The organism is Burkholderia sp. Bp9142 (assembly GCF_003853415.1).
Lineage (GTDB): Bacteria > Pseudomonadota > Gammaproteobacteria > Burkholderiales > Burkholderiaceae > Burkholderia.
Map to the genome: position 1 here is coordinate 126,808 of NZ_QTPP01000010.1, position 18,877 is coordinate 145,684.

17 protein-coding genes and 1 pseudogene are annotated in these 18,877 nt (G+C 66.9%); 3 read left to right on the top strand and 15 right to left on the bottom strand.

Annotation, left to right across the window (positions count from 1 at the left end; all coding sequences use genetic code 11):
* Positions 1–6 precede the first annotated feature (6 nt).
* The 5 genes from DIE22_RS13905 to DIE22_RS13925 all read right to left on the bottom strand — a co-directional run bounded on the left by DIE22_RS13905 (position 7) and on the right by DIE22_RS13925 (position 4,037).
* Positions 7–1,056, bottom strand: a complete 1,050-nt coding sequence (locus tag DIE22_RS13905) for a C45 family peptidase (RefSeq protein ID WP_124605318.1) — start codon at positions 1,054–1,056, stop codon at positions 7–9.
* A gap of 20 nt (positions 1,057–1,076) precedes the next feature.
* The gene (gene glnQ / locus DIE22_RS13910; RefSeq protein WP_185640612.1) at positions 1,077–1,805 is read right to left on the bottom strand and encodes a glutamine ABC transporter ATP-binding protein GlnQ; all 729 of its coding nucleotides are present in this window, start codon (positions 1,803–1,805) and stop codon (positions 1,077–1,079) included.
* Positions 1,802–2,458 carry a glutamine ABC transporter permease GlnP gene (gene glnP / locus DIE22_RS13915; protein ID WP_059507216.1) on the bottom strand — a complete coding sequence of 219 codons (657 nt, stop codon included), beginning with the start codon at positions 2,456–2,458 and terminating at the stop codon, positions 1,802–1,804. Before glnP ends, glnQ begins: the two co-directional genes overlap by 4 nt.
* Positions 2,459–2,524: 66 nt before the next feature.
* On the bottom strand, positions 2,525–3,277 hold the full coding sequence (gene glnH / locus DIE22_RS13920; RefSeq protein WP_124500897.1) for a glutamine ABC transporter substrate-binding protein GlnH: 753 nt from the start codon (positions 3,275–3,277) through the stop codon (positions 2,525–2,527).
* A 385-nt stretch (positions 3,278–3,662) separates the two neighbouring features.
* Complete coding sequence (locus tag DIE22_RS13925; RefSeq protein WP_124500896.1) at positions 3,663–4,037, bottom strand: MAPEG family protein; 375 nt, start codon at positions 4,035–4,037, stop codon at positions 3,663–3,665.
* A 303-nt stretch (positions 4,038–4,340) separates the two neighbouring features.
* Here DIE22_RS13925 and alr point away from each other — a divergent pair, with 303 nt between their 5' ends.
* On the top strand, positions 4,341–5,462 hold the full coding sequence (gene alr, locus DIE22_RS13935) for an alanine racemase (RefSeq protein WP_124500894.1): 1,122 nt from the start codon (positions 4,341–4,343) through the stop codon (positions 5,460–5,462).
* 161 nt (positions 5,463–5,623) lie between these two features.
* On the opposite strand, the gene DIE22_RS13940 is transcribed toward alr, so the two are convergent.
* From DIE22_RS13940 to DIE22_RS13970, 7 genes and pseudogenes are all read right to left on the bottom strand, one after another.
* Positions 5,624–6,418, bottom strand: coding sequence for an enoyl-CoA hydratase (locus DIE22_RS13940; RefSeq protein ID WP_124605320.1), 795 nt, complete (start codon positions 6,416–6,418; stop codon positions 5,624–5,626).
* A gap of 101 nt (positions 6,419–6,519) precedes the next feature.
* Positions 6,520–6,885: a response regulator gene (locus DIE22_RS13945; protein WP_124500892.1), complete on the bottom strand. Its 366-nt coding sequence runs from the start codon at positions 6,883–6,885 to the stop codon at positions 6,520–6,522.
* Positions 6,886–6,921: 36 nt separating this feature from the next.
* A complete protein-coding gene (locus tag DIE22_RS13950) occupies positions 6,922–7,881 on the bottom strand; it encodes a chemotaxis protein CheX (RefSeq protein WP_124500891.1) in 960 nt (319 codons plus the stop codon).
* 22 nt (positions 7,882–7,903) lie between these two features.
* On the bottom strand, positions 7,904–8,488 hold the full coding sequence (locus tag DIE22_RS13955; protein WP_124605321.1) for a hypothetical protein: 585 nt from the start codon (positions 8,486–8,488) through the stop codon (positions 7,904–7,906).
* Entirely contained in the window at positions 8,485–9,231 is a 747-nt protein-coding gene (locus DIE22_RS13960; RefSeq protein ID WP_124500889.1) for a methyl-accepting chemotaxis protein, read from the bottom strand. Before DIE22_RS13960 ends, DIE22_RS13955 begins: the two co-directional genes overlap by 4 nt.
* On the bottom strand, positions 9,228–11,615 hold the full coding sequence (locus tag DIE22_RS13965; protein WP_124605322.1) for an MCP four helix bundle domain-containing protein: 2,388 nt from the start codon (positions 11,613–11,615) through the stop codon (positions 9,228–9,230). Before DIE22_RS13965 ends, DIE22_RS13960 begins: the two co-directional genes overlap by 4 nt.
* A gap of 464 nt (positions 11,616–12,079) precedes the next feature.
* Positions 12,080–12,307: pseudogene (locus DIE22_RS13970) on the bottom strand (antitoxin); the annotation flags it as partial.
* A 263-nt stretch (positions 12,308–12,570) separates the two neighbouring features.
* Between DIE22_RS13970 and DIE22_RS13975 the strand changes: the two are divergent.
* Positions 12,571–13,260, top strand: a complete 690-nt coding sequence (locus tag DIE22_RS13975) for an alpha/beta hydrolase (RefSeq protein WP_124605323.1) — start codon at positions 12,571–12,573, stop codon at positions 13,258–13,260.
* Between the two features lie 38 nt (positions 13,261–13,298).
* Here DIE22_RS13975 and DIE22_RS13980 read toward each other — a convergent pair whose 3' ends face one another.
* Positions 13,299–14,798, bottom strand: coding sequence for an amino acid permease (locus DIE22_RS13980; protein WP_124605324.1), 1,500 nt, complete (start codon positions 14,796–14,798; stop codon positions 13,299–13,301).
* A 103-nt stretch (positions 14,799–14,901) separates the two neighbouring features.
* Positions 14,902–16,308 (bottom strand): aspartate ammonia-lyase, encoded by a 1,407-nt coding sequence (locus tag DIE22_RS13985; RefSeq protein WP_124500885.1) that lies wholly within the window; start codon positions 16,306–16,308, stop codon positions 14,902–14,904.
* A 155-nt stretch (positions 16,309–16,463) separates the two neighbouring features.
* Here DIE22_RS13985 and DIE22_RS13990 point away from each other — a divergent pair, with 155 nt between their 5' ends.
* Entirely contained in the window at positions 16,464–17,438 is a 975-nt protein-coding gene (locus DIE22_RS13990) for a LysR family transcriptional regulator (RefSeq protein WP_124500884.1), read from the top strand.
* A 99-nt stretch (positions 17,439–17,537) separates the two neighbouring features.
* On the opposite strand, the gene DIE22_RS13995 is transcribed toward DIE22_RS13990, so the two are convergent.
* Positions 17,538–18,602, bottom strand: a complete 1,065-nt coding sequence (locus DIE22_RS13995) for an asparaginase (RefSeq protein WP_124500883.1) — start codon at positions 18,600–18,602, stop codon at positions 17,538–17,540.
* Positions 18,603–18,877: the final 275 nt, after the last annotated feature.

Genomic DNA, 18,877 nt, shown 5'->3' on the forward strand with positions numbered 1-18,877 from the left:
CATGGATCAGGACGCGCCGGGCGCGGGCGCGGACGGCACGATGCGCGTCGTGAAACGCTGCGCGCCGTGCTGGTGAATGGTGAAGTCGATCGCGGTGTCGCGAATGGCTAACACGGCGGTCGCCAGCGTGTTTTCGTCGTCGGGGTCGGCCGGATCGTCGCGATAGATCGGCAGCCCTTCCGGTGCACGGTCGCCGAGCACGCGCAGCAGCGCGGCTTCGTCGATCGTATCGATACCCGGCGTCAGCGCATCGACGCGCCGCTGGCGATCGCCGGACGATTGCGTGACGATCTGCGCTTCCGCGTCGCACCCCGGATGCACGAGATGATTCGCGTGGCCGGTGAGATGCGCAACATCGACGACCGAACAGCGCGCGACGCTCGCCTCGATGCTCAGCAGCCGCGTATCGCCAGTCGCGCCGAGCGTGTGGTGAAAGCCGCTCGCGCGCGCATGCGTGCGCAGCACGTCGGCGGCCGCATCGAGCGACGTCGCGTCGAGCACCGCACGCGCGAGAATCATCCGCGGCACGCCGGACGCCGGCGTGCGAATCCGCAGGTTGTTGATTGCCTGCGCGATGCCCGCGCGGTTCGCGGCGAACGTATGCCCGGGCAGCGAGCCCGGGTAATAGAAGCTGATGAAACCCGGCTTGCCCTGCGGCTGCACGTCGACCAGCAGGCAGCGCTCGCGCAGGTATGGATCGCCGTCCTCGTTGTGCGCGATCCAGCGCGTGCCGTGAGCGTCGCGCCCGGCGAGCGTGGTGCAGCCGTCCGGCGCGTTGTGGATCAGTTCGCCGCGGCAGTTCCACAGGAAGAGGTCCTCGGCCGGCCAGCCGACGCCCGCCGCGATCCCGTCCAGCTCCGCGACGAGATCGGGGTACGCGGCGAGCGCCGCCTGCCGCAGCGCGGCGACGAACGGATGGCCGCGCCAGCGGCGCACGGCCTGCCATGCGCTGCTCTGCTGCATGTACGGATCGAACACGGGGCGGGCAAGCTCGCCCAGGCGCACGCCGATGTCGAACGGCGTGCCGGCGATGACGGGGGTAAGGGAAAGCGGCATGTCGGGCAATTCGGTTTCGTTCAGGACACGTGTTTCAGGAATTCCTTCAGGCGCGGCGTCGGCGGCCGGTCGATCAGGTCGACCGGATGGCCGTCCTCGGCGATGCCGCCCTGATCCATGAACAGCAGCCGCGTGCCGACCCGCTTCGCGAAGCCGATCTCGTGCGTGACGACGATCATCGTCATCCCTTCGGTGGCGAGATCCTGCATCACTTTCAGCACTTCGTGGCGCAATTCCGGATCGAGCGCCGACGTCGGCTCGTCGAACAGCATCAGCCGCGGCCGGATCGCTAGCGCGCGTGCGATCGCGACGCGCTGCTGCTGGCCGCCCGACAGCTCCGACGGATAGTGATTCGCACGCGATTCGAGGCCGACCTTGTCGAGCAGCGCCATCGCCTGGTCGCGCGCGTCAGCGCGCGCCGCGCCGCGCACCTGGATCGGCCCGAACATCACGTTCTCGAGCGCGGTCATTTGCGGAAACAGGTTGAACTGCTGGAACACCATGCCCGCCTCGAGCCGGATGTTGCGGATCGTCGACGCGTTGCCGCGCACGCTCTGGCCGTCGACCAGCAGCTCGCCGCCGGTGATTTTCTCGAGCGCGTTGATACAGCGCAACATCGTCGACTTGCCCGAGCCCGACGGACCGATCACGACGACCACTTCGCCCGCGTCGATCTTCAGGTCGATGTGCTTCAGCACCGGCACATGGCCGAAGCTCTTCGACACGTTCTGGAATTCGATCATGCTCATAAGATGCGCATCCTCTTTTCGACGAGCCGAAGCGTCAGCGTCATCGCGCCGGTCAGCATCAGGTAGATGACAGCCACCGCGGTCCAGATCTCGACCGCCTGGAAATTGCCGGCAATGATTTCCTGCCCCTTGCGCGTCAGTTCGCCGACGCCGATCACGATGAACAGCGACGTGTCCTTGAGGCTCACGATGCACTGGTTGCCGAGCGGCGGAATCAGCCGCCGGAACGCGAGCGGCCCGACCACCTTCAGCAGCACGCGCGGCATCGACAGGCCCATCGCGAGCCCCGCTTCCGTCAGCCCCTTCGGGATCGACAGCAGCGCGCCGCGCACCACTTCCGCGAGATACGCGCCCGAATTCACCGTGATCGCGATGATCGCGGCCGTCAGGCCGTCGATGCGGATATGCGCGAGCAGCGGCAGCGCGAAGTACAGGAACATCACCTGCACGACGATCGGCGTGCCGCGGATCAGTTCAATATAAACCTGTGCGAGCACGTTCATCGCCTTCGGTCCGTATGCGCGGAACATGCCCGCGATCATCCCGACGACGAACCCGCCCGCCAGCCCGAAAAATGCGATGAACACCGTCAACCGGACCCCGTCCATCAGGTCCGGCAACGCCGCCCAGATCGCCGACCAATCGAAATTCACGTGTCGCTCCCCGTCCGATTCAAGACCGGCGCGGCCGGGTGGCCGCGCCGTGTTGTGCCGCCACGCTCACATCTTCGGCGGCTCGGCGCCGAACCACTTCTTGTAGATCTGCGCGTAGCGGCCGTCGGCCTTGATCTTCACGAGCGATGCATTGACCTTCGGCACGAGCGGGCTGCCCTTCGGGAAGCCGATCCCGTACCTGTCGCCGCTGACCGGCTGGCCCGCGACCTTCACCTTGCCCTTGCCTTCGTTGTTCACGAAGAACAGCACGTTAGGCGTGTCGTGCATCGCCGCGTCGACGCGGCCGGCCTCGAGCGCGAGGTACGCCTGGTCGATGTTCGGGAACTGGCGGATCTCCTTCGGCTTCAGGTGCGCCTTGATCCAGTCGATCGTCGCGGTGCCCGTCTTCGCGGCGATCACCTTGCCGTTCAGGTCGTCGATCGACTTGATCGACGTGTTGCCGACCTGCACCATCGCCGCGAGCCCGCTGTCGTAGTACGGCGCGGAGAAGTCGATCGCCTTCTTCCGTTCTTCCTTGATGGTCATCCCCGACAGCGCGACGTCGATGTTCTGCGTCTGCAGCGCCGGAATCAGGCCCGCGAAATCCATCGGCTGGATCGTGTACTTCCAGCCCTGGTCCTTCGCGATCTCCGCCCACAGGTCGAGATCGAAGCCGACGTACTTGTCGCCCTGCTTGAACTCGAACGGCATGAACGACGTATCGGTCCCGACGACGAGCGTCCTGGTATCCGCGTGCGCGATGCTGGCGCCGAGCGCGGCGACCACCGCGACGGCTTTCAGGAAGGAACGGCGACTCATGACTTTTCTCCGCATGATTGAGCGATGTAACCGGCCGGGTGGCCGGGGAACGACGACATCAAGCCGCACCGCAACATGCGATGTTGAATTAGACCGTAGTGCAACAAGTGTTGTCAACACGGATACTACGACAACAAAAAAAATACTCAACGGGAAAATGATCGAGACAAACCCGAGCCCGGCGGGCGGGATAGATCAGAGGAAAGGGACGCGCGGGGCGGGTGCGGGGGGAACGGCGGCGGAGGCGTCCGGGGGCACGGCGGCGCTTGAAGTCGGGGACGGTGTGGTGCGCGCGACCCGCCGTTGCGGCGGGCCGGTGTGTTGCCGCGGCGATCCGCGCGCCCGCATCGAAAGCCGGCGCGCGTGTCGGCAGTTCGTTACCTCGTCACGGCACCGCGAAGAACAGCGCGACGACGCAGACCATTCCCGCGAACCACACGAGCGAGCGCAGCGACGCCCAGTTCAGCAGGTACATCAGCGCGTAGACGACGCGAGTCGCAACGAACCCCATCGCAAGCTGGTCGACGTGGTGCGCGTTCGCGCCGTTGTGCCATGCGACGACCAATGCGGCCGTAAACAGTGCCAGCGCTTCCCACGCATTCTGGTGCGCGGCCTGCGCCCGCGCGCGCCAGCCTTCGAGCTTCGCCAGGTACTCGCGCGGCGTGCGGTTGTCGTACCCCTTGCGGGCCTTGGCCAGGAACGTCATCGGGAATGGCAACAGCGCCACGATGAACAGGCACAGCTGGGACGTCGTCGTCATCAAAGTCTCCTCCTTTATGATTACATTGATCAATGACAGGGTCGCGCAGAGCTTAGCATTGCGCCGCGCGGTTCGCGCACCGGTTTTCTAGACGGGAGGCTCGGCAACGCGGGCTGCCGGAGGCACTGCCGGCATGGGTCCAGCACCAAAAATTCCACCAAATCGCCGACAAATACGTTAATTAAAACTGGTCGAACACCAATAAGATAGCGCTCAACACTGGCTTGGCGCGTTGCCGCGCCAACCTGCCGACCCGCGCCGCACCGCCGCGCGCGCCGAACGACTTTCGACCCGAGCCCGCCCATGCCCCGTCCCATCGTCGCCCATATCCGTCCCGACGCCGTCCGCCACAACCTCGACTTCATCCGCCGCACCGCCGCGCAATCGCGCGTGTGGGCCGTGATCAAGGCCAACGCATACGGTCACGGGATCGAGCGGATCTATCCCGGCCTCGCGGCCGCCGACGGCATCGCGCTGCTCGATCTCGACGAAGCCGTGCGCGTGCGCGAGCTCGGCTGGGACAAGCCGGTGCTGCTGCTCGAAGGAATCTTCGAGCCGGCCGACGTCGAACTGGCCGATCGCCACCGGCTGACGGTGGCCGTGCATTGCGACGCGCAGCTCGACCTGCTGATCGCCGCGAAGCCGCGGCAGCCGATCGACATCCAGCTGAAGATGAACTCCGGGATGAACCGGCTCGGCTACCGGCCGCACGCATTCCGCGCCGCGTGGGAACGTGCGGCGGCCGCGCCGTCGATCGGCACGATCACGCTGATGATGCATTTCGCGAACGCGGACGAAGGCGAAGTCGACTGGCAGCTCGAACAGTTCGATGCGGCCACGGCCGGGATTCCGGGCGAGCGCTCGACGTCGAACTCGGCGGCCGTGCTGTGGCATCCGCGCGCGCATCGCGACTGGGTGCGGCCCGGCACGATCCTGTACGGCGCGTCGCCGACGGGCGCATCGCGGCACATCGCCGACACGCCGCTGATGGCCGCGATGACGCTGACCAGCAGGATCATCGGCGTGCAGACGCTCGCGCCGGAAGAAACCGTCGGTTACGGGCGGCGCTTCACGGCCGACCAGCCGATGCGGATCGGCGTCGTCGCGTGCGGCTACGCGGACGGCTATCCGCGCCACGCACCGACCGGCACGCCGATCGCGGTGGACGGCGTGATGACGCGCGTCGTCGGCCGCGTGTCGATGGACATGCTGACCGTCGACCTGACGCCGTGCCCGAACGCGGGCATCGGTTCGAGCGTCGAGCTGTGGGGCGATCAGGTGAAGGTCGACGACGTCGCGGAAGCCAGCGGCACGATCGGCTACGAGCTGATGTGCGCGCTCGCGCGCCGCGTGCCGGTCGTGATCGTGCCGCCCGGCGCGTCGACGGTGCAGCCGGCGCTGCGCACGGGCAGCTACGGGCGATAGGCGATAACGGAGGTCATGGATGCGGCGGCACGATCGCGTGCCGTTGCGCATCCGGATTCGCTTGCAGGCCGCTTTGCAAGCGGCTCGTTTGCTTGTGCGGCGTATGAAAACGCAGGTGTCGCCGATGAGAACGTCCTGCCGCCCCGCCGCTGCGCGACGCGCTACGACCGCCACGTCGGCTTGCGCTTCTCCAGGAACGCATCGATCCCCTCGCCGGCGTCTTCTTCCATCATGTTGCGCGCCATCACGTCGCCCGCATACGCATACGCGTCGTCGAGCGGCAGTTCGCGCTGATGGTAGAACATCTGCTTGCCGTGGCGCACCGCCGCCGGGCTCTTCGCAACGATCTCCGCGACCTTGCGCGCGACGGCCGCATCGAGCGCATCCTCGGGCACCGCTTCGTTGACGAGCCCCCACGCGGCGGCCGTCGCCGCATCGACGAAACGCCCGGTGACGAGCATGTCGAACGCGCGCTTCGCCGACACGTTGCGGCTCAGCGCGACGGCCGGCGTCGAACAGAACAGCCCGACGTTGATGCCCGACACGGCGAAGCGCGCGGTGTCGGCCGCGATGGCGAGGTCGCACGCGGCGACGAGCTGGCAGCCGGCCGCCGTCGCGACCCCTTGCACGCGCGCGATCACCGGCACCGGCAATGCGCGCATCGCGAGCATCACGCGGCTGCATTGCGCGAACAGCGTGCGGTAGTAATCGAGTTCGGGCTTGCCGCGCATCTGCCGCAGGTCGTGGCCCGCGCAGAACGCCTTGCCCTGCGCGGCCAGCACGACGCAGCGCACGTGCGGATCGGCGGCCAGCGAATCGAACGCGTCCTGCAGGCTCGCCAGCATCGCCTCCGACAACGCGTTGAACTGTTGCGGCCGGTTCAGCCGCAGCGTGACGACGCCGTCGCGCACGTCACGCAGCAGGATGGGTTCTGCCGAAGCGGAATTCGAGTCCATGACGTCCCCAATTCGAAAGCGATCGTGATGCGATAACACATCAATATAGTCCAAAGGGGCAGTCCATGGATGCCGGTGCCGGCACCGGGCCGGCCGTGCGGTCAGCCCGCGAGCTTCTTCAGCGCGTCGAGCACCGCGTCGCCCTTGAACGGCTTCACGATCCAGCCCTTCACGCCGGCGGCCTTGCCGCGCTCCTTCATCGCCGGGCTGCTCTCGGTCGTCAGCATCACGACGTTGACCGACGTGTTCGCCAGTTCGCCGCGAATCTTCTCGACCATCGTCAGGCCGTCCATGTTCGGCATGTTCACGTCGCTGATCACGAGGCGCACGCCGGGCGTCGCCTTGAGCTTCGCGAGCCCGTCCTTGCCGTCCACCGCCGTCGCCACGTCGAGCCCGTGATTGCGCAGGAAACCCGCGACTTCATTGCGCACCGTGCCCGAATCGTCGACCACCAGAATCTTTGCCATGCCGTATTCCCCTTTCGTTGTTGCTGACTTCAACCTTCAAAACAGTTCGAGCTCGCCCGATTCGACCATCGGCCCCACGTCCTGCACCGATTCGCGGAAATCCTCCGGCGACCAGCTCAGGCTGAACACGAATCGCTGGTCGAGCCGCACCGACCGCCCCGATGCGGGGTCGGTCATCCGGTACTTGAAACAGAGCTGCGGACAGTCGCCGCCGAACGAAATGAACTTCTGCTTGTGATTGACGACGAGCGGCACCTGCACCGGATGACGCGCGAGCGCCTCCGCGTCGCCGAGATAGCGGTTCTTGAACGCGCCCCACACGAGGTTGGTCAGCTCGCCGAGCACGCTGTTCACGTCGCGGAAATCGGGTGCGCGGCCGTCGTCGCGCGTGCCGCCGATCATGTCGAGCAGCGGCTGCTCGCTCGTCTGCAGCAGCATGTAGCCGCGGCACCATGCGCTTTCCAGCGCGATCAGGCTGAACACCTCGCCGAAGATGATCTGGTCGCGGACGATGCACGGCGTGTCGCGCTCGATCGTCATGCCCGGAAACAGGCTGTCGAGCCGCGCCTCGGTGATCTCCGCGATGCCGCGCACGAGCGCGTTCGGGTAGTCGCGGCCGAACAGGTATTCGTCGATCGCGCGCTTGAGCGGCGTCAGGTCGTCGGCGGCGTAGGCCGCGCACGCGACGCGCGCGAGCGCATCGGGCAGCCCGTCGCGCGACGCGTCCGACGCGCGGCGCAGGATGATCGGCAGCTCCGGCCGCAGCGCATCGATCTGCGTCGCGATGATCGCGCTCTCGGCCGGCGAGCCGCCGTAGTCCTCGGCGAGCAGGATCGCGCCGAGATCGATGTTCGAGCGCAGCACCTTCAGCAGCCGGTTGCGCCGCACGGTCAGGCCGACCAGGTTGTGCTCGTCGCAGAAGCGCTTGATCGTCGCGGCATGCGCACGGCTGTCGTCGAGCACGAGCACCTTGCTGACGGGTTGGTCTACGGTCATCTCGGGAAGTCCTCGGAATCGGTCAAAACAGTTCGAGCTCACCGCCCGAGTCCACGCTCGCCGCCTCCGGCACGTGGAAATCGACCGGCGCGTTCGCGCACACGCACAGCGTCGCGCCGATCCGCACGTCGCCGTCGAGCGTCACGTCGTACACGGCCACGTGATCGGGGTTCAGCGCAGGCAGGTAGTCGACGCTCGCGCCGCTCAGCAGGTAAGGCGTCGACATCCCGAGATTCGGGAACGGCGCGGTCAGCGCCTGGTTGATCGCGCCGCAGCACAGGTTCGCAACTTCCATGAACGCCTCGGGCAGCGGCCGCTGCGTGCTCGCGCCGGGCGCCGCCGCGGCGAAATGACGGCGCGTCGGATCGTCGTCGCGAAAGCGCAACGCGAGCAGCAACCGGAAATGCAGTGCCGAGATCGTCAGCACCGCGACGTGCTCGGGCACCTTCGGCGTCGCGTGCGACTTCATGCGAGACGGATCGTGCGACGCGTCGTGCGCATCGCCGGCGGCCGGCCGGATCTCGCACGCGCCGCCGGACGCGAGCCGCGTGCGCGCCGCGTCGAAGAAGATCCGCTCGAAACCAGCCCGGGCCTGCACACTGATCACGCCGCCGCTCCTTCGAGCCGCGCATGCAGCTGCCCGGCCAGCGTCTCGACCGTCGCGAGCGCGGCCGTGATCATCTTGCCGCCGGCCTGGATGTCCTGGAACGTCGCGGCCGTCACGAGATCGTTGCGGTTCAGGCTGTCGCGATAGCTGTTCGACAGTTGCTGCGAGCGCGCGGCGAGTCCGCGCACCTCGCTCGCGACGATCGAGAAGCCGCGCCCGGCCGTGCCCGCGCGCGCGGCTTCGATCGACGCGTTCAGCGACACGATCGACACGTGCGCGACGATCGCCGACAGTTCCTGGTTCTTCGTGCGCATGTCCTGGTTCTGCGTGGTCAGCGAGATCATCTGCTCGTGCCAGCGCTCGAACGTGCCGGCCAGCCCGCGCAGCCGCGCCGCTTCGTCGGCGAGTTTCGTCGCATGCTGCGAAAGTGTCGCGCGCTCGGCCGCGAGCGCCTGCAGCGCGTCGCGCTGCTCACCGGTGCCGGCCGCCTCGCGGGCCAGCGCTTCCTCGAGCTCCGCTTCCCGGCGCGCCCATGCCTGCGCCGCTTCGGCGTGTGCGGCGACGGCTTCATCGGCCCGCGCATCGGCCGCGCCGAGCACATCGCGCAATGCATCCGCTTCGCGCGTCATCGCGGCAACGAGCCGCGCTCGCGTGACGCGACACACGATCGCGGCGATCGCCGCGACCACCAGGCCGCCCGCCAGCGCGGCGCCGATCGGGATCATCCACGCTTGCACGGTCATTCCGCCACGTCGACGTTCGCGATGCCGGCACGTGCTCGCGGCGCGGCGTCATGCGCGGCGCCGTCCGCCGCGAAACGCGCCGGCAGCGACACGATCGTCTCGAACGCGCGATACGGCGAGCCGACGCGATCGTCGGTGAAGCGCAGCGCGATGTCGCCGCCGTCGCGCTTCAGGAAGTTGCGCACCGCGTCCATCCCGACGCCGCGCCCTGACACCTCGGTCACCGCGCGCGCAGTCGAGAAGCCCGGACGGAAAATCAGCTCGGCCACCGCTTCGTCGCTCAGCGCGGTTTCGTTGCCGGCATCGATCCAGCCGCGCTCGCGCGCGATCCCGCGAATCCGGTCGAGCGCGAGGCCGCGGCCGTCGTCGCCGAGCACGAAGCGCAGCGCACCGTCCTCGACGTCGACCGCGATGTCGATCTTGCCGGCCGGCGCCTTGCCGGCCGCGCGACGCTCGTCGGACGTTTCGATCCCGTGGTCGATCGCATTGCGCAGCAGGTGCATGAACACGTTCTTCAGCGTCGCGCCGATCTCGCTGCGCACGCGATGGCCGTTGCTGTCGATATGCACGACGGGTGCCGGCTTGCCGAGTTCGGCCGCGAGCGACGGCAGCGACTCGATCACGCCGCCCAACGCATCGCCGATGCCCTGCGTGCCGAACTGGCTCAGCAGGCGGCGCACCGAATCGCGCGCCGCGTGCCAGTCGCCCGCGTTCGCCGGATCGGCACCATCGAGCATGCGCAGGCTCTCGCTGATGTGCGCGCGCTCGACCATCAGGTAGTCGGCGCCGCCATGCGCCGGTTCGCCGTGGCGGCCGAGCGTGACCGCGTTGATCGTCGCGTAGTGGTCGACCGCCTCGCGCACGCGGGCCAGGTCGTCCATCAGCGCATCGCGGTTCCACTCGGGGCCGCCGTCCGCGCGGCGCAGCGATTCGTACGCCTGCTCCGCTTCATGCACGATGTTGGTCAGGTGCTGAAGGCTGTACGTGCGCGCATTGCCCTTGATCGTATGCATGTTGCGGAACAGCGCCGCGACGATCGAGTGATCCGCGCGTTCGTGCTGGCGGATCATCCGCTCGTTCTCGCTGAGGAAACCCTTCGCGCTGTGCACGAAGTCGTGGAACTTGTCCTGGCTGATCGACAGGATCTCGCCGATCATCTCGAGGCGGCGCTGCTGCTCGCCGGCCTGCGCGGTCAGCTCGCGGATCTCGGTCACGTCGCGCACGCACAGCATCAGCCGCACGACCGTGTCGGTCTCGTCGGTGATCGCCGACCAGCTCAGGTCGAGCCATTTCTCGCGGCCGTCCGGCATCCGCTTCGCGACTTCGTTGACGAGCAGGTGCTCGTTGAACGCGAAGTTCATGCTGTCCTCGCCGAGGCATGCATGTACGGCCGCGTCGACCTGCGAACGCGCATCCGCGCCGATGCTCGAATCGTCGAACACGAGCGCCATCAGGTCGCGCCCGGCGATGTCGCTCGTCTCGAAGATGGTTTCGAGGTAAGCCGAATACTCCGCATGCACGACGCCGCCTTCGACGACGGTCAGGATCCCCTGCTGCATGTTCTGCAGCATCGCCTGGATATCCGCCGTCTTCTGCTTCAGTTGCGCGGCGTTCTCCTGGATCTTCTCGATCATCCCGTTGAACGCGACGATCGAATGGCCGATCTCGTCCATCCGGCCCACCGGCACGCGGCGCGTGAAGTCCTGGCGCGTCGCGATCTCGCTCATCGCCGTCTGCATCCCGATCAGCGGGCGCGTGATCTGGCGGTACAGCACGAAGCCGAGCGCGGTCAGCAGCACGACGACCGTGCCCGCGACAGCCGCGATCGCGGTCGCCGTCGTCGACAGCATGCCGTTCAGCGCGCGGATCGCGTCGTCCTTCTGGCGGTTCTTCTCGACGCGCAGCGTGTCGACGATGCTTTCGAGTTCGTCGCGATACTGCGCGACGTTCGCGAACAGGTACGCCTGCGCCATCTCCGGCTTGCCGCCGGCCTTCATCTTCACGGTGTCGTCGATCGCCGCGAAGTAGTTCGCGGCGCTGTCCTTCGCCTGCTCGACGAGGCCTTGCTGCGCCTGCCCGACCGCCGATTTCGCCTGCGCGTCGAGCGCCGTGCGCAGCGCGCCCTGCTTCGCCTTCAACTCGTCGCGCGCCTGCGCGGCGGTATTCGCGTCGGGCGCGTAGACGAGTGTCATCGTCGCGATCTGGATGTTTTTCACGTCCGCGACGAGATCAGCCGACGCGAGCGCGCTCGGCACGATTCCCTGGGTAACCTGACGCACCTCGGACGCGCTCTTGCGCGTCTGGTACACGGCGTACACGCCGATCGCGGACAGCGCGAAAAACGTCAGGACGACTAGCAGCGTAATGCGATGACGGATGGTCATGAGTACAACTCCCCGCAGCGATCCGGCTTCAATCGCCTTCTGGCCTATTGAAAGAATATGAGCGCCGAATTATCGGGGATGGTGTATGACCGTCCGATGACTGAAAATCAATCGGTCATTGAGGAAATCGCAATGAATAATTGCAGCGTGAAAATCCTAAAGTTTTTCTCGAATCGGCCGTTAACTTCTGGCCGGCATGACCTGGCGGGGCTGCCCGGCAGCCTGCGATAAACGAATCCGGATATTCATTCTTTTATTCATGATCCGGCAATTCAATCCGGTCAAATACCGGTAAAACGTTTGCGCATTATCTTCGAATCGAATCGGTCATGCAGTCCTTTACGTACGATGACGCGAGCCGTCTCACCGGCCGGCGCCATCGCCGTTCACGGATCGAGCGCGATGTCGCCCTGCGAGCCCACCCGCTCGCGATCGCAATCCGCGCCGGTTGCCCCATGACTCGCCAATCCCGGCCGCTCCTGAGCGGCAGGCTCGGTTGCCGCGGCGACCTCGAAATCGGCGTCAACCGGGCCGATCAACGGTGTCAGCCATGCCCAGTCTTGCGGCACCGGTTCGAGAATGACAGACGCGCCGTGCCGACGAATCCGGACCTCCGTTGTATCGAAGCGGAAATCCTTCGGCAAGCGGACGGCCTGCGATCCACCATGCTTGAAAAGCTTGGCAGTCTCCATCTCCCAACCCCATGTATCTACAAAACGTATCTATTTTTTCAACTATGGGTTGCGATGACGAGTCATCCGGCTGGCATATTGACCATAACCAGTCGCCCTACCGGCAAATTTGCTCGTACACGATACAACTAGCTGCCCCCAATATCCGATACCGTGGGCCCCGCATTCATTCCATCCAGGAAACAATCAATCGCCATCCGGCGATTCACCTCCCCGCCTGCGCCCTCTAGACTATCGGATCGATCTCCCACCGGACCCACGCCATGACCGACGTCCTGCCGCTGACCACCGACTCCGAATCCGGCCTCCAGTACCGGCTGCGCCCGGCCGCCGGACAACCCACGGGCCGCCTGTTGCTGCTGCACGGCGTCGGCGGCAACGAAACCAACCTGCTGAACCTGGCCAGCATGATCGATCCGCGCATCGAAATCGCGTTCGTGCGCGGCCCGCTGACGTTCGGCCCCGATCAGCACGCGTGGTTTCCGGTGCGCTTCGGACCCAACGGCCCCGAAATCGACGCGGCCCGCGCGGATGCGAGCCGCGTGCAACTGATTGCGCTGCTGCGCGCGTTGCGCGCCCGGGATGACGCAAACGAAAGCCCCGTCTTGCCGGCCGTGATCGCCGGCTTCAGCCAGGGCGGCATCATGAGCGCGAGCGTCGCGCTCACGTCGCCGGCCGACGTCGCCGCATTCGCGGTGCTGTGCGGGCGCATCCTGCCGGAGATCGATCCGCTGATCGCGTCGCGCGATGCATTGAGCCTGCTGCACGCGCTGGTGGTGCACGGCCGCTTCGACGACAAGCTGCCGGTCGCGTGGGCCAATACGGCCGACGCGAAGCTGACGTCGCTCGGCGTCGCGCACGATACGCGGATCTACGACGCGGGCCATGAACTGACGCCGGAGATGGCCGGCGACTTCAGCCGCTGGGTATTCGCACGCACCGGATTGAACTGAACTGAGCGCACCGGGCGGCCGACCGCCCGGGCATATCGTCAGACGTTGCCCGCCGGATCGGCGACGATCGGCGCGGCGGCAGCAGCAGCAGCCTCCCGCGCGGCTCCGCGCTTCGCGAGCTTCCAGCCGACCACCAGCGCGAGCACGACCACGGGAATCATCGCGACGGTCCAGGTGCCGCCCGGGTAGTCGAACGCCATCAGCACCAGCACGCTGACGAGAAACCCGAGCGTGAGCCACGACGTGAACGGCGCGCCGGGCATCCGGAACGACACGGGGCTCAACTCGCCGCGATTGACCGCGCGGCGGAACAGGATCTGGCACATCACGATGAAGCCCCAGGTCGTGATGATCCCGAGCGACGCCATGTTCAACACGATCTCGAACGCCTGCGCCGGCACGATGTAGTTCAGCGGCACGCCGATCGCGTTGACCGCGACCGTGACGAGGATCCCGCCGTACGGCACGCCGCGCGCGTTCATCCGCGACACGAAGCGCGGTGCCGAGCCGCCCATCGCGAGCGAACGCAGCACGCGCCCGGTCGAATAGAGGCCGGAATTCAGGCTCGACAGCGCGGCGGTCAGCACCACGACGTTCATCACCGTGCCGACGTACGGCACGCCGAGCTTGCCGAAGAACGTCACGAACGGACTTTCGTGCGCGCTGTACGCGGTCCACGGCAGCAGCATCGTCAGCAGCACGACCGAGCCGACGTAGAACAGCGCGATGCGCCACATCACGCTGTTGATCGCCTTCGGCAGCACCTTGCGCGCATCGGCGGTCTCGCCCGCCGCGACGCCGACGAGCTCGATGCTCGCATACGCGAACACGACGCCCTGCACGATCAGCACGGCCGGCAGGATTCCGTGGGGAAAGATCCCGCCGTGATCCGCGATCAGGTGCAGCCCCGGCATCTGGCCGGCGACCGGATGGCCGCTCGCGAGAAACACGGCGCCGACCGCGAGGAACAACGCGAGCGTCCCCACCTTGACGATCGAGAACCAGAACTCCATCTCGCCGAACACCTTCACGCCGATCATGTTCATCACCGACACGATCCCGAGCGCGCCGAGCGCGAACACCCATTGCGGCACGTCGGTGAACACGGCCCAGTACTTCATGTAGATCGCGACCGCGGTGATGTCGACGATGCCGGTAGTCGCCCAGTTCAGGTAGTACATCCAGCCCGCGACGAACGACGCGCGCTCGCCCATGAACTCCCGTGCGTACGACACGAACGAGCCGCTGGTCGGGCGGTGCATCACGAGCTCGCCGAGCGCGCGCATGATCAGGAACGCGAATACGCCGCACACGAGATACACGACCGCCAGCGCGGGCCCCGCACTCTGCAGGCGGCCGCCCGCGCCGAGAAAGAGGCCGGTGCCGATCGCACCGCCCATCGCGATCATCTGCACGTGGCGCGGCTTCAACTGCTTCTCATAGCCGGTTTCGTGCGACGCGAACATCGCATCGCGATCGGCATGACGGGGATCCGCGCCGCCGGCCGTGTCGGCCGGGCGCTCGCTGGCGTGCTTCATGGTATGTCTCCGTTTCTTGATGTGTGGCGCCCGTCGACGGGGCGCTGCGGGAACGGTCGCGCACGAGCCGCCGGCGGCATACGCCGGCGCCGCGCGGCCGGAATCAGTACGCGCGCGGACGGATCAGCGCTTCGGGCCGCAACGCTTCATCCAGTTGCGCGTCGGTCATCAGCTGGTGATCCAGCACGACCTCGCGGATCGACTTGCCGCTCTCGTGGGCTTCGGCGGCCACGGCGGTCGCGCGCTTGTAGCCGATGTACGGGTTCAGCGCGGTCGCGAGCGCGACCGAGCGCTCCATCGTTTCGCGCAGTCGCTCGGGGTTCGCGGTGATCCCGCTCACGCAGCGGCCCGCGAGCGTCGTGCACGCGGCCGTCAGGTGGCTGAAGCTGCGGAACAGCGCGCTCGCGATCACCGGCTCGAACGCGTTGAGCTGGAGCTGTCCGGCCTCGGCGGCGAACGTCACCGTCAGGTCGTTGCCGAACACTTCGAACGCGACCTGGTTCACGACTTCCGGAATCACCGGATTCACCTTGCCCGGCATGATCGACGAGCCGGCCTGCACCGGTGGCAGGTTGATCTCGCCGAACCCTGCGCGCGGGCCGCTCGACAGCAGCCGCAGGTCGTTGCAGATCTTCGACAGCTTGACCGCGATCCGCTTCAGCACGCCGGAGATCTGCACGAACGCGCCGCAATCCTGCGTCGCTTCGATCAGGTTCGGCGCGGTGCTCAGGTCCAGGCCGGTAATGCGTCGCAGCGCGGCCAGCGCCTTCTCCGCGTACTGCGGATGCGCGGTGATGCCGGTGCCGATCGCGGTCGCGCCGAGATTGATCTCGCGCATCAGCAAGCCGGCCTCCTGCAGGCGCGCGATGTCTTCCGTCACCATCACCGCGTAGGTCGAGAACTCCTGGCCGAGCGTCATCGGCACGGCGTCCTGCAGCTGCGTGCGGCCGAGCTTCAGCAGGCCCGAGAACGCGTCGGCCTTCTCCGCGAACGCATCGCGCAGGCGTGCCATCGCCTCGAGCAGATGCTCGACCGCGAAGCAGGTCGCGATCCGGATCGCGGTCGGATAGACGTCGTTCGTGCTCTGCGCGAGATTGACGTGCTCGTTCGGATGCAGGTATTCGTACTGCCCGCGCGCATGCCCCATGATTTCGAGCGCGCGGTTGCAGATCACCTCGTTCGCGTTCATGTTGGTCGACGTGCCGGCCCCGCCCTGGATGATGTCGACCACGAACTGGTCGTGCAGCCGGCCTTCGCGGATCTCGACGCACGCAGCGGCGATCGCGTCGCGATACGCGGCCGGCAGCAGTCCGAGCTCGCAGTTCGCATCGGCGGCGGCTTCCTTGACGGCCGCGAGCGCCATGACGAGGTACGGCAGCGACGCGATCGTGCGCCCCGAAATGTCGAAGTTCTCCTTCGCGCGCAGCGTATGGACGCCGTAGTACGCCGAATCCGGAATGCTTCGTTTCCCTAAAAGATCCGCTTCGACGCGGAAGCCGTTTTCCGTCATGGTGCCCCTCCTGAAATGTCTCGTGCCGCCGCGGGAAACCGGCTGCGTGCGCCGTTTCCCGGTATGACGGGATCGCATTCTATGCCTTTGCACACAGAAGCTCGATTCTGTATTATCGAAAGCGGTTTTGCGTGGGACGCAACAGCGAGAGACGGATGAAAACAATGGCGAGAGACACCGGCATCGATCACCTCGGCGCGATGCGCGCGTTCGTGCGCGTCGTCGAAATGGGGAGCTTTTCCGCGGTCGCGAAGGAGATGCACGTGTCGACGTCCACCGTCGCGCGCAAGATCACGGCGATCGAGGACGCGCTCGGCGTGGCGCTACTGCATCGCTCGACGCACAGCGTGACGCTGACCGAGGCCGGCCACATCTACCTGGAACGCGCGGTCACGCTGATCGCCGATCTCGACGACACGCTGCGCGTCGTGGCCGAGCTCAATGCGCAGCCGAGCGGCCCGCTGAAGCTCACCGCGCCGGTCGCGTTCGGCCGCCGTCATCTCGCGCCGCTGATCGCGCCGTTTCTCGCGCGCTACCCGACGATCCAGCTCGACGTGCGGCTCACCGACAACCACAACGACCTCGTCGCCGGCGGATTCGACCTCGACATTCACGAGGGCGAGAACTATCTGGACAACCTGGTCGTCCACCGGCTGTCGCGCAACGACAGCATCCTGTGCGCGACGCCCGGCTATCTCGACCGCTGCGGGCGGCCCGCGACGCCGGACGACCTGCAGCACCACAACTGCCTGCGCTACGTGCATCCCGAGGGCGATCCACGCTGGGAACTCGCGCGCGGCGACGCGCGGCACAGCGTGCTGCCGGCCGGCAACCTCGTCACCGATCACTCGGAGCTGCTGCTCGACGCGACCTGCGCGGGGCTCGGCATCGCCGAATTCGAGATCTGGCTGGTGCGCGACCTGCTCGCGAGCGGCCGGCTCGAAGCCGTGCTGCCGCGCTATCGGCTGCAGAACAAGCTGACCGGCGACTACATCTACATCGCGTATCTGGCGAACCGGCGCAGCTCGGCGAAGCTGCGCGTGCTGAAGGACTTTCTCGCGGAACATCTCGCGCACATCGGCGAGCTGTCGGAGGTCGAGTTGGGGAAGATTCGCGACGCGGGCGCGTAGTGGGCCGCACGGGCGGCCGCAGCCGCGCCGGTCGGCTGGCAAGCGCCGATGCGCGCCGCACTTGCCGCCACGACACGCGTATCGACGTGTTGTCGCCCTTCAGGCAGGCTGCAATTCGAACGGGAACGTCGCGTGCCCGATCTCGACACCCTGCGTGTTCAGCATCCGCGGCCGGTGGAACGCGGCGAGCCGCGCGCGCTGCGCGTCCGTGCCGATCTGCAGCCGTTCGAGCAGTTCGCTGACCATCATGTACAGCACGTCGATGTTGCCGTCCTCGATCTTCACCGAGATGCCGAGCGCGCCGTCGGCGCCGAGTTCCCGCGTGCGCGTCGACGCGCGTACGCCGATCCCGTAGCACGCATCCGCGCCGAGCTTGCCGACGACTTGCCCGTCGAACGCGTCCATCAGCACCGTGCAGTAGCGCCCTTCCCCGGCGACCAGCTCCGGATGGGCAGTCATCGCGTGATGAATGCGCGCCAGCGCGCGCACGCGATCGGTCGCGGCAGCGCCGCCGGCTTCCAGCGTATCCGCGCCGTCGGCCAGCGATGCGTAAAGACGCGCGAGGCGATCGAGCGGGAACGCCGGCGTCGGCAGGTTGCAGCCGTCGATCGCCCAGTCGACTTCGTCGTCGCGCAGGCCGCACGCGTCGGCGACCACATGCTTGACGCGCACCTGCATCGGATGCTCCGGCAGATGGTAGTCGGCGATCGCGGCGCCGATCGAACGCGCGCCGGCCAGCATCCCGACGTGCTTGCCCGAACAGTTGCTGCAGACGCCGGTCGGCGTGTAGTCGCGCTTGATCCACGACCGGTACACCGCGTCCGACAGCGGCGCATGGCCGCCGCACCGCAAGTCCGACTCCTGCGCGTCGACCTTCTCCAGCATCGCCCGCGTGCGCGCGATGTGCCGCTCCTCGCTGCTGTGCGACGCGCACATCAGCGCGATGTCCGCGTCGTCGAAACCGAACCGCTCGGGCGCGCCCGTCTCGATCACGGACAACGCCTGCGCCGGCTTCGCCGCCGAGCGCGCGAGCGTGGTCCGGAACGGATCGCCGAGCCGGAACAGCAGCTTGCCGCCAGCATCCACCACCGCCACGTCGGCGACGTGCGTGTTCTCGATCGCCTTGCCGCGGTACGTGACGACCGCTGCGCGTTGGGTGTCCATCTGTGCTGTCTCCTTCGTCGGGCCTGATTGCCGGGGCCCGTGCAACCGGTTCCGCAGTGTATCGGCTCGCCGCCGGGTCGAGCCGGTCGGGGGATGGAAAGCGGTATTGCGCCGGATGCAAAGGCAGTTGCACTGGAGACAGTCAGCAACAATGCTCGCGTGCGAGTCGATTGAATGGGGCCCCAAACACCCATTCAGTCGGCTTTTTCGTCGCCATACCTTCCGACCACACATCAAATTCAGCGTTGATGAATTGCAGCGATGCCTACGACAAA